The following is a 15,327-nucleotide window of genomic DNA, read 5'->3' on the forward strand; positions in this document are numbered from 1 at the left end:
ATTAATGACCACTTCCTTTTGTGAGTTTATCAAGATCTATACCCTGAGATTTTAAAATACCACTTACACGGATTGCGTAGAAAGCTAAGTAAGCAAAACAAATAACTCCTACGATATAACTCGTATGTATTGTTGCGATATCTGCAATATATCCCTGAATAAGGCTTACAATTCCTCCTCCCATAATCATCATGATCAACAAACCTGACCCCTGGTTGGTATGCTTTCCAAGGCCATTGATGGCAAGTGCAAAAATACAAGGCCACAAAGTTGAACAGAATAAGCCAACACTTGTAAATGCATACACAGATACCATTCCTTTTGTAAGCATTCCTATAATAAGAGCTGCAATTCCTGCAGAAGAGAAAATAAGCAGCATTCTTGCCGGGTTTCCTTTACTCATTACATCACAGATAATCATTACAATAATAATTAAACCATACACATAAAAAGGAGTAAGGTCATGCTTTGCAATGGCATTCACTAGTAAGAATACTCCGAACGCCAAATAAGGAGCTAAGAATCTTAAAATCTTTTTAAATCCTGCACTAAAATCGAAAGCGTCAACAGCCCCTGTCCAACGTCCGATCATCATAGAAGCCCAGTAAAGGGAAATATAAGGGGCAACGTCCTTAGTTTGAAACCCTAAATCTTTTTCCATATAAGCCGGTAAATTACTGGCTGTAGATACTTCAACTCCTACATAAACAAAGATGGCAATCATTCCCATAATAAGCTGTGGATACTGAAGTGCAGATTTTCTGTGTTCTCCAGGGGTAGAATCATCCGTGTTCTCAGTGTTCGTAGGCGTTATGGTTGGGAGTGAAGAAAACTTCAACATGATAGCCACTAAAACAAATGCCACTCCTAAGATGAGATAAGGAATTTTTACACTTTCTACACTTACTTCAGTATTGGCAGCAGTTGCAGATCCAAAAATAGCAAAAGAAACGATTAGAGGACCGATGGTTGTTCCAAAATTGTTGATTCCACCTGCCATTGTTAGTCTTTGAGATCCTGTTTCTACAGGTCCCACTTCAATCGCAAGAGGGTTGGCTACAATCTGTTGTAAGGAAAATCCTAAACCTACAATAAATAATCCTGAGATCATTAAAGGGAAAGATCCCATATTGGCAGCCGGATAAAATAATAAAGTTCCCAAAGCTGAAATCAATAATCCGGTAATGAGTCCGTTTTTATAACCGATCTTGTTGATCAAGTCTTGTTTCAGTCCTTTCGAAATAAACATATAAATTAATGAACCTACTGTATATGCAACGTAGAAACAAATTTGAACGAGCATACTTTCGGTTTGGGATAAATTAAATGCCTTTTTGAAAACCGGGATTAGGATATCATTACTGGCTGCAACAAAACCCCAGAAAAAAAATACAGTAACTAACGGGATGAACTGTCCCCAGTTAGTTTGTTTAGAATAGTTTGACATATTTGTTAATAAAAAATTCGCAATAACAAATATAGATTATTTCTTTGATTAAGAGTATTTAACTAAAGTTTTTTTTATTGTCTCAAAAGCTGACAATTTTAAATCTTTTGGAGAATTTGAAGGAGCTAAAATCCCATTGTAAAAAACTTTTACTTTGCCTGGGTAGCCTTTAGAATTATCAAATGGAAAAATCTCTTTTAAACCAATGAAAGTATGGATTACAATAGGGGAATTGTGTTTGGACGACAAGGTAAATGCTCCGTCTTTAAATTCGTCCAATATAATAGAGGTGTCATCAGGAACTCCTCCTTCTGGAAAGATGACGATGCTGCAGCCTTCCTCCATTTTTTCAGCACATCTTCTGTAAACATCGGCGCGGCTTCTTGCACTGCTTCGGTCTACCATCACACAGATTCTTTTATAAATGGTTCCGAAAATAGGAATTTTTACCAGTTCTTTTTTTCCGACAAAGCAGATGGGATGATGGGGGAACAAAATGCAGGTGAGCATAATATCCATAATAGAAGTATGATTGGAAATAATAACATACTGTTTTCCTTTTTCGAGCTGCTGATGAGAAAGCCTGGTGATTTCGTGTCGCAGTCCCATTCCGTAGAACATTCCGTAGCTCCAGAACCGAATAAATTTATAAGCGTATTTATAATGCTTTTTACTGAAAGATAAAATATAAACGGGTATTCCGAAAATTATCGTTAGAAAAAATGCCAGAAGCAAAAGCCAAAATCTCCAGCTATAATTTAAAATCTTTCCCACAGGTTATCCGTTAAAAATTACTTTCTTCTTTATTGAATAATTAAGTACCGAAACTAATAAAATTGCAGCGATTTTACTAATTATTTCGGGACTTAGTGTATAAAAAACTAAACTGATATTGTCTTTAAAAATGAAACTGTAAAAAAACTGGAAAAAACTAAGACTTAATAAAGTTGAAATAAAAGACACGGCCATGAAATAGGCAAATTCTTTCTTTTTTGAATGCTTTCCTCTTTCAAAAACGAACCAGATACTCAGAAAATAATTGGTAATAATACCGCAGCTTGTAGATAGAATATTGCTTAAAGGATAATGGATGCTATAAAAATTAGTTTCCTGAGGAAACACTTTTGGAAGTTGAATACTGAAAATTTTAAAACTTCCAATCTCAACAATAGCACTAAGCCCTCCTGCTATGATGAAGAATAAAATTTGTTTTTGACGTAGTAGTAAGTCTCTCATTCAATTGATATGAACTGCAAATTTATAACTATATGTTAAACAGTGAAAAAAGTTGTTAAATATTTTTTTTGAATCAAAAATCTTTTTAAATTTATTATTCAAAGTGACATAAAAGTAACCTGATAATAAATTCATTTTCAACAGCTTGTGTTGGGCGGTTTTTCTATCTTGTAATACGGGTTTGAACGTATTTTACCAATTTTTTTATCAAAAACTATAATAATATTTGTATGAAAAGTCAAAACAAATACAGAAAATTCCAGCTTCAACAGAAAAATATCGAAGCTCTCGAAAGACAAAGCTCTAGATTTAAAAGAGTGTATACGGAGTACGAAAATATGTCTGATGAATTATGGAATCTTGAGAATTCTAACGGGGAACCCGTTCCTGATGATTTTATCAATGCAATGATTTTACAGACTTCCTATTTAGAAGATGAAATAGAAGATTGGCTTATACAATTCAACGAGAAAAAAACTGATATAAAACATTAGTAATTTTAAAAAGCTTCCTGTGTGTTTATAAGACGGTTTAAAGATAAATTCATAATTTAGCATCCTTAAACTAAAATGTAATATATGGTTGCTATTGTTGATAGTGGTTCAACTAAATCTGATTGGGTAATTCTGGATGACTTTAAAAATGTTTTCTTAAAAACCGAAACCATTGGTTTCAACCCCAATTTTATCAGCAAAGAGCTTATTGTACCTGAAATTGAGAAAAATACAAGTTTAATATCGGTTAAAAATTCAATCACCAGGATATTTTTCTATGGTTCGGGCTGTGGTGTGGAACAAAACTGCATAACAATAGAAGAGGAAGTAGGGAGAGTTTTTACCAATGCGGAGATTTTCGTTAAAGAAGATCTTACTGCTGCTGCTTATGCTGCGTATAACGGTAAGCCAACCATTGTTTGTATTTTGGGAACAGGTTCCAATTCTTGTTATTTCGACGGAGAAAATTTAAAAATAAAACTTCCTTCACTAGGTTATCTTGTTGGTGACGAAGGAAGTGGAAGTGCTATTGGAAAACAATTGGTACGCAGATTCTTCATGCAAAAACTTCCTGATGACCTGTCATATGAGTTTGAAAAAACGTATAATCTTACTGTAGATGAAACCTTGAAAAACATGTATCATACTCCAAGACCCAATGCTTATTTGGCAAATTTCAATAAATTTGTTGTAGAAAGAAAGGATCATCCTTACTTTCAGAAAATGATTTTCGAAGAAATGATGAGTTTTTTCGATTATCAGGTTCTTCCTTATGAAGAATCAAAAGAAGCTGAAATCAACTTTATTGGTTCTATAGCTTATTATTATGAAAATATTCTACGTTCTGCAGCTGCAGAACTTCATTTAAATGTGGGAAGAATCGTACAAAAGCCTATCGAGAGCTTGGTAGATTACCACATTAAATATATACTTTAAATAAAAAATAAAATTCTATGTCAAGTAAAAATAACCGCGACGAGAAGAACTTTAACCAGGCCGCGTTAGACTATCATAAAACAGAACCCAAAGGAAAAATAGAAGTTATTCCTTCAAAACCGCATTCCTCTCAGAGAGATTTGTCATTGGCCTATTCACCGGGAGTTGCAGTTCCTTGTATGGAAATTCATGAAAAGCCGGAAACAGTTTATGATTATACAGGAAAAGGAAATCTGGTAGCTGTTATTTCTAACGGTACTGCTGTTTTGGGATTAGGTGATATTGGAGCAGAAGCTTCGAAGCCTGTAATGGAAGGAAAAGGTCTTTTATTCAAGATTTTTGCGGATATTAATGTATTTGATATTGAAATCGATGAAAAAGATCCGGATAAATTTATTGATATTGTAAAAGGGATTGCACCTACCTTTGGAGGGATCAATCTTGAAGATATTAAAGCTCCTGAAGCTTTTTATATTGAACAAAGACTGAAAGAAGAGCTGGATATCCCTTTAATGCACGATGATCAGCACGGAACAGCAATTATTTCTGCGGCAGCATTGATCAATTCTTTGCAAATTGCCAACAAAAAGATCGAGGAAGTAAAAATGGTGGTGAATGGAGCAGGAGCGGCAGCAATTGCTTGTACCAACCTGTACATATCTTTAGGATTGAAGAGGGAAAATGTATTGATGTGCGACAGTAAAGGAGTTATTAATCATAAAAGAGAAAATCTTACTCCTGAGAAATTAGATTTCATTGCTAACACAGATATTGAAACCTTAGAGGATGCCGTAAAAGGTTCCGATGTTTTTGTAGGATTGTCAAAAGGAAATGTAATGACGCCTGAAATGCTTTTAAGCATGAACGAAAATCCTATTGTTTTTGCTTTGGCAAACCCGGATCCGGAAATTGCTTATGATTTAGCTCTGGAAACCCGAAAGGATGTGATTATGGCAACCGGTAGAAGCGATTATCCTAATCAGGTTAATAATGTTCTTGGTTTCCCTTACATTTTCCGTGGAGCATTGGATGTTCAGGCAAAAGGAATTAATGAAGAAATGAAATTGGCAGCTGTTCATGCGATTGCTAATTTGGCTAAAGAACCGGTTCCTGAAGCTGTAATTTTGGCTTATAATGTTCAGAATTTACAATTTGGAAGAGAATATTTTATTCCGAAGCCATTTGATAACAGATTGATCACAAAAGTATCGAGTGCAGTAGCCAAAGCCGCAATTGATAGCGGTGTGGCAAGAAAAACAATTACCGATTTCGAAGAATATGAACATCACCTTCTGGATAGAATGGGAAGAGATGAAAAGTTGGTAAGAATGATGCAGAGCCGTGCGAAAGCAGATCCGAAAAGAATCACTTTAGGAAATGCTGAAGAATATAATGTATTGAAAGCTGCTCAAATCCTCTATGAAGAGGGAATTGCGTTTCCAAGCCTTTTAGGAAACAAAAAGTACATTCAGGAGCAGATGGAGCGTTACGGAATTAATCTTAATGTTCCGATTATTGATCCAAGTGATGATGATCAGAAGGAAAACAGAAAGAAATATAGAGAAACACTTTGGAAACTTCGTCAAAGAAAAGGAATGAACGAGTACAAAGCCAAAAGATTCGTTCGCCAGAGAGATTATTTTGGACCATTGATGTTGAAGCATGGAGATACAGACGGATTGATTATCGGTTTCTCTAAGAATTATACTTCAGTATTAAGACCTGTTTTGGAAGTTATTGAAAAAGATAAAGGAGTAGACAAAGTAGCGGCAATGATGATGATTTTATCCGAGAAAAAACCTATTTTCTTTGCAGATACTTCGATCAATCAAAATCCGACATCAGATGATTTGGTAAATATTGCTAAAATGGCAGAGTTTACAGTGAGATCTTTTGCGATTGAACCGAGAATTGCAATGTTGGGATTTGAAAATTTCGCGGCGATTTCCGATACTTCTAAAAAAGTGGCAAAAGCAGTAAGCATTCTTCATGAGAAATACCCTAAAATGATTGTAGATGGTGAGATTCAACCGGATTTTGCGATGAATTCAGACCATTTGAGTGATTATCCTTTCTCAAAACTGGAAACGACTCCTGCGAATACTTTTATCTTCCCAAATCTGGAGTCAGCGAATTTGTCCTATAAAATCATCAGAGGAATGAAAGTGGCGCAGGTTATTGGGCCAATCTTAATGGGGCTAAAGCAGCCTGTTCACGTTTTACAGATGCGCTCAAGCGTTGATGAAATTGTAAATTTGGCTACCGTTGCCGTTTTAGATGCTCAAAGAAGAGAGAAAAAGGATAAAAAATAATATTGACATAGCTTTATAGCAAAAATGAATAAAAAAGACTCCAGATTTTTGGAGTCTTTTTTTATTTGAAGATTCTGTTGGGTTTTTGATAAAAGAATAAGTTAAAAATCATTCGTCCGTGAAATGAAAACATAACTTAGTTTAATTTGCTATATTTGGGAGTTTTAAAAATTAATCATGATATTTTCTTTACAAGGAACTGTTCAGGAGCTTACCCCAACTTATGCAGTCATTAATGTGCAGGGTGTGGGTTATTATGTGGGAATCAGTTTACTAACTTCCCAACAACTTCTCCTGAATCAGAATACTTTTTTATTTATACAACAGATTATCCGGGAAGATGCCCATTTGCTTTTCGGCTTTAACACTCGTTCTGAAAAAGAAATGTTTAATTTGTTAATAAGCGTTAACGGCGTTGGAGCAGTTTCTGCTTTGATCTTACTCTCTACTTTTAGCCTTAATGAAATAGCTTCTGCGGTACTTTCAGGCAATAGCGCGTTGATTCAAAAAGCTAAAGGAATAGGGGCTAAAACGGCTGAAAGAATTATTGTTGATTTGAAAGATAAAGTCCAAAAATTCAACACTTCAGAAGAAAATATTTCTACATTTGTAAATAATAAAATCAAGGAAGAATCGTTATCTGCATTAGAAGTTTTAGGGATTCCTAAACGAATGAGTGAGAAGATTGCAGATAAAATAATTAAACAAAATCCAAGTATTTCGGTAGAAGAATTGGTAAAACAAATTTTAAAAAACATTTAACATTTGGTGACGACTCATAAATATTTCAACATATTCTTGTTCCTGTCTTTTCTGTGTATTTCCATCAATACATTCGGACAAGAAAACCCTGCGACGGGAATTTCTATAAAAAAGGATTACGAATTACCTGATCCTACCCAATACGAAGCATTTTATGATATAAAAACCGGGATGTATCTCGTATATCCCAAGATTGGAAATATTGTAACCGGAGTTCCTACGGCAATGTCTCCTGAAGAGTATAGAGAGTTTATGCTCGCAACACAGTCAAAAGCTTATTATAAAGAGAAATCGGATCGCTATAGTCTGCTTTTCAGAAAAGATAAAAATGATGCATTAAGGAAAGGATTGATTCCTGCTTTAACCATCAGAAACAGACTTTTTGAAACTATTTTCGGAAGCAATAAAATAGAAATTATTCCATCTGGATTTGCCTCTTTCGATTTTGGAGGCTTGTATCAAAAAATAGATAATCCACTGATTCTGCCTCAAAACAGAACCAGTTTTACTTTTGATATTAACCAGAGAATTCAGCTTGGGCTTTTAGGAAAAGTAGGTGAAAACCTTCAGTTGAAAGCCAATTATGATACTCAAAGCGGTTTTGCATTTGAAAACAAAATGAATTTGGTATGGCAGGCAAAAGGAAGCTGGAAAGACCTGCAAAGTAAAGGATTGGGAGATGTGAATTCTCCCGGAGCAGGTGGTGAAGATAAAATAATAAAAAGAGTAGAATTCGGTAATGTGAATATGCCTTTGTCTACCAGTCTTATTCGTGGCTCTGAATCACTTTTCGGGGTAAAAACAGAATTTCAGTTGGGTAAAACTTACGGAACTGTAGTATTATCGCAACAGCAAGGTGAGGCCAGAAATATTGTCGTGCAAGGAGGAGGGGTAATGAATACTTTTAAAATCAATGCGATAGATTATGAAGAAAATCAGCATTACTTTTTAGGGCATTATTTCTTAAACGGATATGATAATGCATTGTTGAATTACCCTCAGATTAATTCCAGAATCAATATCACGAGATTAGAAGTTTGGGTATTGGATCAGGGGAACAGCAATCTTGCCTATCAGAAAAGTATAGTCGGAATCCGAGATTTGGGAGAAGGGGCGGCAGGAACACCGGATAACTCTCAGAATGGACTGTACAGTGCAATTTCCACGGCGATGGGAACCAGAGATCCCGGAACGAACTACGGAGATATCTTACAAGGCGGAACATTCCCCGGAAGTACGCAGCCATACAGCAACGGAGAGCAATTTATTTTTAATAAAAAAGCAAGAAGGCTGAATGCCAACGAGTATACTTTCCAACCGCAGCTTGGATACATTTCATTAAATCAAAAACTAAACGACCAGCAGTTGCTGGCTGTTTCATATTCATATACCCTAAACGGAACGAATCAGGTTTATAAAGTGGGAGAGTTTTCAGAAGAAAGCCCTGTATTGGTAGCTAAGCTTTTGAAATCAAATAGTACGGTAAATATAGCATCTCCCATGTGGGATCTGATGATGAAGAATATTTATTCTTTGGATGCAGGACAGGTAAGCCAGGATGGGTTTATCTTAAATGTTTATTATAGAGATGCACAAACCGGTGGTAAAGTTAATTATCTTCCAAATACGAGTGTTCAGGATACCAATTTGTTAAAATTAATGAACTGGGACCGTTTGAATACCAATGGTGACCTCCAGTCAAATAGTGGGGGAACAACGGGAGATGGTATTTTTGACTTTGTCAACGGAATTACCATAAGACCGGAAACCGGAAAGGTTATCTTTACCAAAGTACAGCCATTTGGAAGTAATATCCAGAACCTTTTAGGAAGCAACAATCCTCAGTATGTATTTAGTGATTTGTATGAGAAGCAGAAGCAAGCAGCTACATACAGTAACTTGTCGCAAAGATACACGATGGAAGGTCGTTACAAAGGAACTACTGGGCAAGGTATTTCATTGGGAGCAGTAAATGTTCCGCAAGGATCTGTAAAGGTTTCGGCAAATGGAGTACAGTTAACGGAGGGAGTAGATTATACCGTTGATTATATGCTGGGAACAGTGACCATCATCAACGAACAGGTAAAACAATCTGGTCAGGCTATCAATATTTCTTTAGAAAATCAATTAACATTCAATACACAGAGAAAAAGATTTTTAGGGGTAAATTTAGAAAGAAGATTCAGTGAAAATTTCATTGTAGGAGGTACTCTTGTTAATTATTCCGAATCACCGCTTACCCAAAAGGTAAATTATGGACAGGAAGCCGTAAACAATACAATGGCAGGAGTGAATTTGATGTATAATAATCAATTGCCATTCCTGACAAGATTAACCGATAAAATTCCTCTGGTAAATACTGAGGCTCCTTCCAATCTGAACTTCAAAATGGAAGCTGCCTATTTGTTACCAGGACTTAATAAAGGAACAGATAATCAATCTTACATTGATGATTTTGAACAGACCACTTCGAAAATTTCATTAAAAGAACCTGCAGCCTGGAGTTTGTCATCAAAACCGGAAAAAAACACACAGCTTCCGTTCAATATAGTTCCGCCAAATAATGATATTACAGGTGGATACGGAAGAGGATTGCTGTCTTGGTACAGTATCGATCCTAGATTCTGGGGAGTGGGAGGTAAGGCTCCTGCAGGAATAACCGCTCAGTCGGTTTCCAACCACGCTTCTAGAAGGGTACAGCTTTCTGAAATCTATAACAACAGAGATTTTGTAGCGGGTGAACAAACCTTTACAAATACCTTTGATATTTCATATTATCCTCAGGAAAAAGGTCCTTATAACGTAAATCCGGGTTCAGAAACGACACAACAGAGATGGGGAGGAATCATGAGACCTATCAGTGTATCCAACTTTGTCAATTCAAATATCGAATATGTTGAATTTTGGTTGATGGATCCTTATGCAGATGGAAAACCGTTGAGTAATCCTGGGAATACGCCTAAGCTATTATTACATTTAGGAAACGTGTCCGAAGATATTCTGAAAGATGGATTTATGCAGTATGAAAATGGGCTTCCAACACCAGCTTCAACTTCTACTACGACCAGTTCCAATTGGGGAATTCAGCCAAAACAGCCTCCTGTTTTATATGCATTTTCAAGTGAAGGTACAGACAGAACTGTTCAGGATGCGGGATATGATGGTTTGACTTCTGATCAGGAAGCAGCTAGATTTGGAAATACATTTATAAATCCTGTGACTAATTTAGCTGACCCTGCTGTAGATGATTTCTTATTCTACATGTCAGATAAATTTACAGGAACTCAGGCGGCTTCAATCGTTGAGCGTTACAAATATTTCAGAGGTCCGGAAGGAAACTCTAAAAGCAATTCTCTGGAAGTTTCCTCACAGACTCCGGATGCGGAAGATATTAACAAAGATTACAATTTAGATCAGAGTGAAAATTACAACCAGTATGAAGTCAACTTAGATCAGGCAAGTCTTACTTTAGGACAAAACAATATCGTAGATGTAAAAACTGTAAAAGCCAATTTCCAGAATGGACAGTCGTCTGATGTGAAATGGTATTTATTCAGAATTCCGGTTTCACAATATGTGGCGACGGAAGGAGATCATTCACCATCTGTTCTTAATAATGTGAGATTCGCGAGATTATTGTTAACAGGATTTGATAATACATCTACCCTAAGATTTGGTACGATGGATTTAGTTCGTTCCGACTGGAGAAGATATCCGAACAAAATTGCCAGTGAAACCGTAGATGCTACTACAGAAGGTACAGCTGGAATTACTACAATGAATGACAATTTTGAGGTAGGTAGCGTTAATATTGAAGAAAACGGATTAAATCAACCTCCATATGTACTTCCTCCGGGAATCAACAGACAGGTTTTAAGTGGAAATGCAGGTGCTCAGAGACAGAATGAAGCTTCATTATACATGAAGGTAAAGAATATGAGTCAGGAAGCAAGGGGTGTATTCAAGAATACAAGTCTTGATATGAGAAGATATAAAAAACTAAAACTTTTCCTTCACGCCGAAAACCTGGACAATCCTATTTCATCAAATGTTGATGAAAATTTGAAATTCTTTATCCGTTTCGGAAGCGATGCTACAGATAACTATTATGAATATGAGGCTTCAGTAAAATATACAGCAAGTACGGCAACAGCTCCTTTAGAAATCTGGCCGGTGGAAAACGATGTGGATTTTGCAATTCAGGATTTTGTAGATGCAAAAATCAGAAGGGATAAGCAGTTTCCGAATAATATAACCGCAAGAACTAGAGACGTACAATTTAGTCATGATAATAAAGATATCTACATCAAGGGTAGACCTTCTCTTGGAAATATTACCACGATAATGATTGGGGTAAGAAACATGCCGCGAGGTGATATTAATAGTAAAGGAAGGGTATTCTGGGTGAATGAAATCCGTCTTTCTGAAATTGAAAATGATGGCGGATATGCCGGAAATGCAAGTTTAAACTTCAACCTTGGAGATTTCGCAACGGTAAATACAAGTGCCTCTTACAGCTCTGTAGGTTTTGGAAATATAGATTCAAAACCGGCTGAAAGAAGCCAGTCTTCACAATCTGCTTTCAGTATCAATACTGCAATTAATGTTGATAAACTATTACCTGAGAAAAGCGGAATGAAAATTCCATTGAATTATTCATATTCCCAAACGATTGAAGATCCAAAATATAATCCTTTGGATACCGATGTTGAATTTAATAAAGCTGCAAATAAAGCTGAGCTTAAAAAAGTAGCCAGAACATATACACAACAAAGAAGCATTGGTGTTGTAAATATGCATAAAGAAAGAGTAAACCAGACTAAGAAACCGAAGTTCTATGATGTAGAAAACGTTTCCATGACTGCAGTTTATAATGATGATTATTACAGGGATATTTATACGAAGAAGAATTACAGACAATACTTCAGAGGATATATAGATTATAATTATGCATTCAAGCCTTGGGTGATCAGACCTTTTAATAAAATGATCAGCGATACTGCGAAATCAACAAAATACCTGAGATGGGCGAAAGAATTTAATTTTAATCCAATCCCGACAAAACTATCTTTCAGAACAGAGATTGACAGAAATTATAATGAGCTTGAATTTAGAGATATCGAATCTATTCTTTCAGGAAACTTCGGAAGTAACTTTGATGTTATTAAAAACAGAAACTTCTATTTTGGATGGCAGTATGGATTGGAGTTTGGACTTACAAAATCATTGAAACTTCAGGTGAACTCGCTTACCAGAACATTGAATGATAATATCGATGTAAATACAATGAATAACAACTCCATTTTTGGAAATGTATTCAGAGCCGGAAGACCTGTTTTATACAATCATAAAGTACAGTTAAGCTATCAATTGCCATTCAAATATTTCCCATATCTGGATTTTGTTGAAGCGGAATTGGGATATGGATTTACTTATAACTGGAATGCAAGATCTACAGCTTTACTTGCAAGTCCGGAAGGAAGTTTAGGTTCTATTGGTCAGAATACAAACGTGATAACAGCTAAGGCGAGTGCGGACATTCCGAAATTCTTTAGCCAGTTTAAATACTTCCAGAAAATCTCTGCCAAGCAACAAAAAAGAAGAAGAGAGATCGATTCATTGAATAATGTTTACACATTGGCATGGGAGAAAAACAGATATAAATACAAAGGCTATAAATTTAAAAATAAATTAACGCCTTTACAGGGGATAGCCAATTTTATGACTTCATTCAAGCAGCTGAACTTTAATTATACAGAAACTAATGGAACTGTAATTCCTGGACTTCTTTCTGCTCCGAACTGGTACGGGTACGGACAGACTTTGGGAGGACCTACTGCAGGATTCTTATTAGGATCGCAATCGGATATCAGAAGAGTGGCTGTAGAAAATGGTTGGGTGAGTAGTTCTTCGTTGATGACGGATCCTTATATTCAGATGACAACAAAAGAATTAAGGGGAGATCTTCAATTTGTTCCTGTAAGTGATTTTAGAGTAGACTTCAATGTTCTTCATACTTTCAACAGAAACTTTTCACAGTCGGGGTATAATGATCCTCAGAATTTAGCCTATGCCAATCATGATTTTGCTTTTGCAAACGATTTTGTGACCTATTCCAATACCGTTGTAGCTCTGAATACATCATTCAAGGACGGAGCGGCAATTTATCAGTCAATCAGGGCAAACGCGATTGCTATTTCCCAGCAAATGGGAGGACCGTTAAATGCTGATGGCTTTACAGATGGACACAGTATAGCAAATGCCTATGTATTAATTCCAGCATTTAGGGCTGCCGTTGAAGGGAAATCTCCGAAAGCAATAGGAAATGCTAAAAAAGCAGGATTGCCGATACCTAACTGGAGAATTACCTATTCAGGACTGAAAAATATTCCTATTATTAACGGGCAGTTTTCTAAGTTTGATATCTCACATGCTTATAGTGCTACCTATACAGCAACGGGTATTCAGTCTAGTATCGATTATTATAATATTGGAACTTCAGGTAATAATAAAGATGTAAACGGAGATTATATCAATCCTTATACTTTCTCTCAGGCAACATACCTAGAATCTTTCTCCCCACTTATCGGGATAGATGTTACCATGAGAAATAATATGCAGTTTGGACTGCAGTACAATAAGAACAGAATGCTGCTTTTAGGATTGGTAAACCATACCCTTACTGAAGAAGCCAATACAGAATATGTGGTAAGGTTAGGATATATTATTCGAAACTTTAGATTGGGAATGGACAATTCAAGAGGAAGCAGATCTAAAGGAAGCGATCTTAATATTAGAGGAGATATTTCATTGAGAGATGGACAGACAAGCATCATGAATATTTTGCTAAATGACTCTCAGGTTACAGGAGGTCAAAAAGTAATGAATATCAAACTTTCTGCAGATTATAATGTTTCCCAAAATCTGAATTTAAGACTGTTCTATGAACAATTGACATCAAAATATAAAATATCCACAGCGTTCCCATTATCAACGATCAGAGCAGGTATTTCTGCTACATTTACATTTGGTGATTCCGGTGGATTCTAAAAAATATTCAAAAAACTATAATTGCTCCCTTTCTACTCGTTAGTCAGGGAGTTTTTATTTAAATACCATTCACTTCCTTGGATCTTAAGTGAAGGTTTTGTTACCTTTGAAAATCAAATATTATCAATTAAAATCAATATAAAGGTATACTTTAAAGTATGCCTTTTATTCTTACTACAAACTATGGAAATCGTAAAAAAGAAAACGTACCGGGAAAATTATTTATTAAAGATTGGAATTCCTTCATTTATTTGCTTTAACCTTCTTGCAATTATTCTCGATCACTTTAAAATTACGGATCCATCCTCCAGAGAAACGAGATTTAATAATCTTAATGTAATGACTATGATTCTTGGCGGTGTTTTATTTGCACCTGTTTTTGAAGAACTCTTTTTTCGGGGTATTTTTACGGGGAAAAAATATTTAAAATATATAAGCTACTTTGGGATTGCATTTTTTGTGATGATGCAGCAAAGCTACTTTCTGATTCCTCTATTAATACTGTTTATTATTTTATCTGAATTAAAAACTAAAAATAATTTTCTGAAATACTCTTACTTTGTAAATGCTTTATTGTTTAGCTTAATGCATTACAAGTTTTACGACTTACTAAGTATTTTCTCATATCCTAGCATTATTGGAACTGCGGGATTGGCCTTGGTTTTAATATGGTTGGTTCTTAATGTTGGACTTTGGTCTTCCATACTGGTACATTTTCTTGTTAATGGGACTCTTATTTCTACTGCAATTATAGCCTATGAAAACTCAGACAGAACGTTGAAAAAAGTAGAAACCAATGATTTTGTAATGACCTATCAATACGTTTCACTGTTTGAAAAGGAAGGGCAGGTAGAATTTTACCAAAACAAAGAAGTTAAAGCAGTAAATACAAGCATTGATAATATTAATAAATTATTTTGCCCAAACACGGAATTAAAAGAGGTATATTTCGGTATGTTCAATATCACCATAAAAAGAAAACAAAACAGTACAAAAAAGTTAGACTGTCAGACATTTCATGAATTACTGGATAAAAGCAAGATTACAGAAGAATAATTGATATGAACTTAAAATTTTCCCTGTAAATCAA

The 15,327-nt window shown here is 35.5% G+C and carries 9 protein-coding genes; 6 read left to right on the forward strand and 3 right to left on the reverse strand.

Annotation, left to right across the window (positions count from 1 at the left end):
* Window position 1 precedes the first annotated feature (1 nt).
* From P0Y62_16110 to P0Y62_16120, 3 genes are read right to left on the reverse strand one after another with little or no spacing between them, the layout of a single operon-like run.
* Complete coding sequence (locus P0Y62_16110; protein ID WEK69360.1) at window positions 2-1,447, reverse strand: sugar MFS transporter; 1,446 nt, start codon at window positions 1,445-1,447, stop codon at window positions 2-4.
* A 48-nt stretch (window positions 1,448-1,495) separates the two neighbouring features.
* Window positions 1,496-2,221 carry a lysophospholipid acyltransferase family protein gene (locus tag P0Y62_16115; GenBank protein ID WEK69361.1) on the reverse strand — a complete coding sequence of 242 codons (726 nt, stop codon included), beginning with the start codon at window positions 2,219-2,221 and terminating at the stop codon, window positions 1,496-1,498.
* A gap of 3 nt (window positions 2,222-2,224) precedes the next feature.
* A complete protein-coding gene (locus P0Y62_16120; GenBank protein ID WEK69362.1) occupies window positions 2,225-2,683 on the reverse strand; it encodes a GtrA family protein in 459 nt (152 codons plus the stop codon).
* Window positions 2,684-2,913: 230 nt separating this feature from the next.
* On the opposite strand from P0Y62_16120, the gene P0Y62_16125 reads away from it, so the two are divergent.
* The 6 genes from P0Y62_16125 (at window position 2,914) to P0Y62_16150 (ending at window position 15,293) form a co-directional block, all read left to right on the forward strand.
* On the forward strand, window positions 2,914-3,177 hold the full coding sequence (locus tag P0Y62_16125) for a hypothetical protein (protein ID WEK69363.1): 264 nt from the start codon (window positions 2,914-2,916) through the stop codon (window positions 3,175-3,177).
* 84 nt (window positions 3,178-3,261) lie between these two features.
* Entirely contained in the window at window positions 3,262-4,113 is an 852-nt protein-coding gene (locus P0Y62_16130) for an ATPase (protein WEK69364.1), read from the forward strand.
* A gap of 17 nt (window positions 4,114-4,130) precedes the next feature.
* Window positions 4,131-6,425, forward strand: coding sequence for an NADP-dependent malic enzyme (locus P0Y62_16135; protein WEK69365.1), 2,295 nt, complete (start codon window positions 4,131-4,133; stop codon window positions 6,423-6,425).
* Window positions 6,426-6,602: 177 nt separating this feature from the next.
* On the forward strand, window positions 6,603-7,187 hold the full coding sequence (gene ruvA, locus P0Y62_16140) for a Holliday junction branch migration protein RuvA (GenBank protein ID WEK69366.1): 585 nt from the start codon (window positions 6,603-6,605) through the stop codon (window positions 7,185-7,187).
* 63 nt (window positions 7,188-7,250) lie between these two features.
* Entirely contained in the window at window positions 7,251-14,237 is a 6,987-nt protein-coding gene (gene sprA, locus P0Y62_16145; GenBank protein WEK71822.1) for a cell surface protein SprA, read from the forward strand.
* Window positions 14,238-14,420: 183 nt separating this feature from the next.
* On the forward strand, window positions 14,421-15,293 hold the full coding sequence (locus P0Y62_16150; GenBank protein ID WEK69367.1) for a CPBP family intramembrane metalloprotease: 873 nt from the start codon (window positions 14,421-14,423) through the stop codon (window positions 15,291-15,293).
* Window positions 15,294-15,327 lie beyond the last annotated feature (34 nt).

Origin of the sequence: Candidatus Chryseobacterium colombiense (assembly GCA_029203185.1) — a bacterium.
Classification (GTDB): Bacteria; Bacteroidota; Bacteroidia; order Flavobacteriales; family Weeksellaceae; genus Chryseobacterium; species Chryseobacterium colombiense.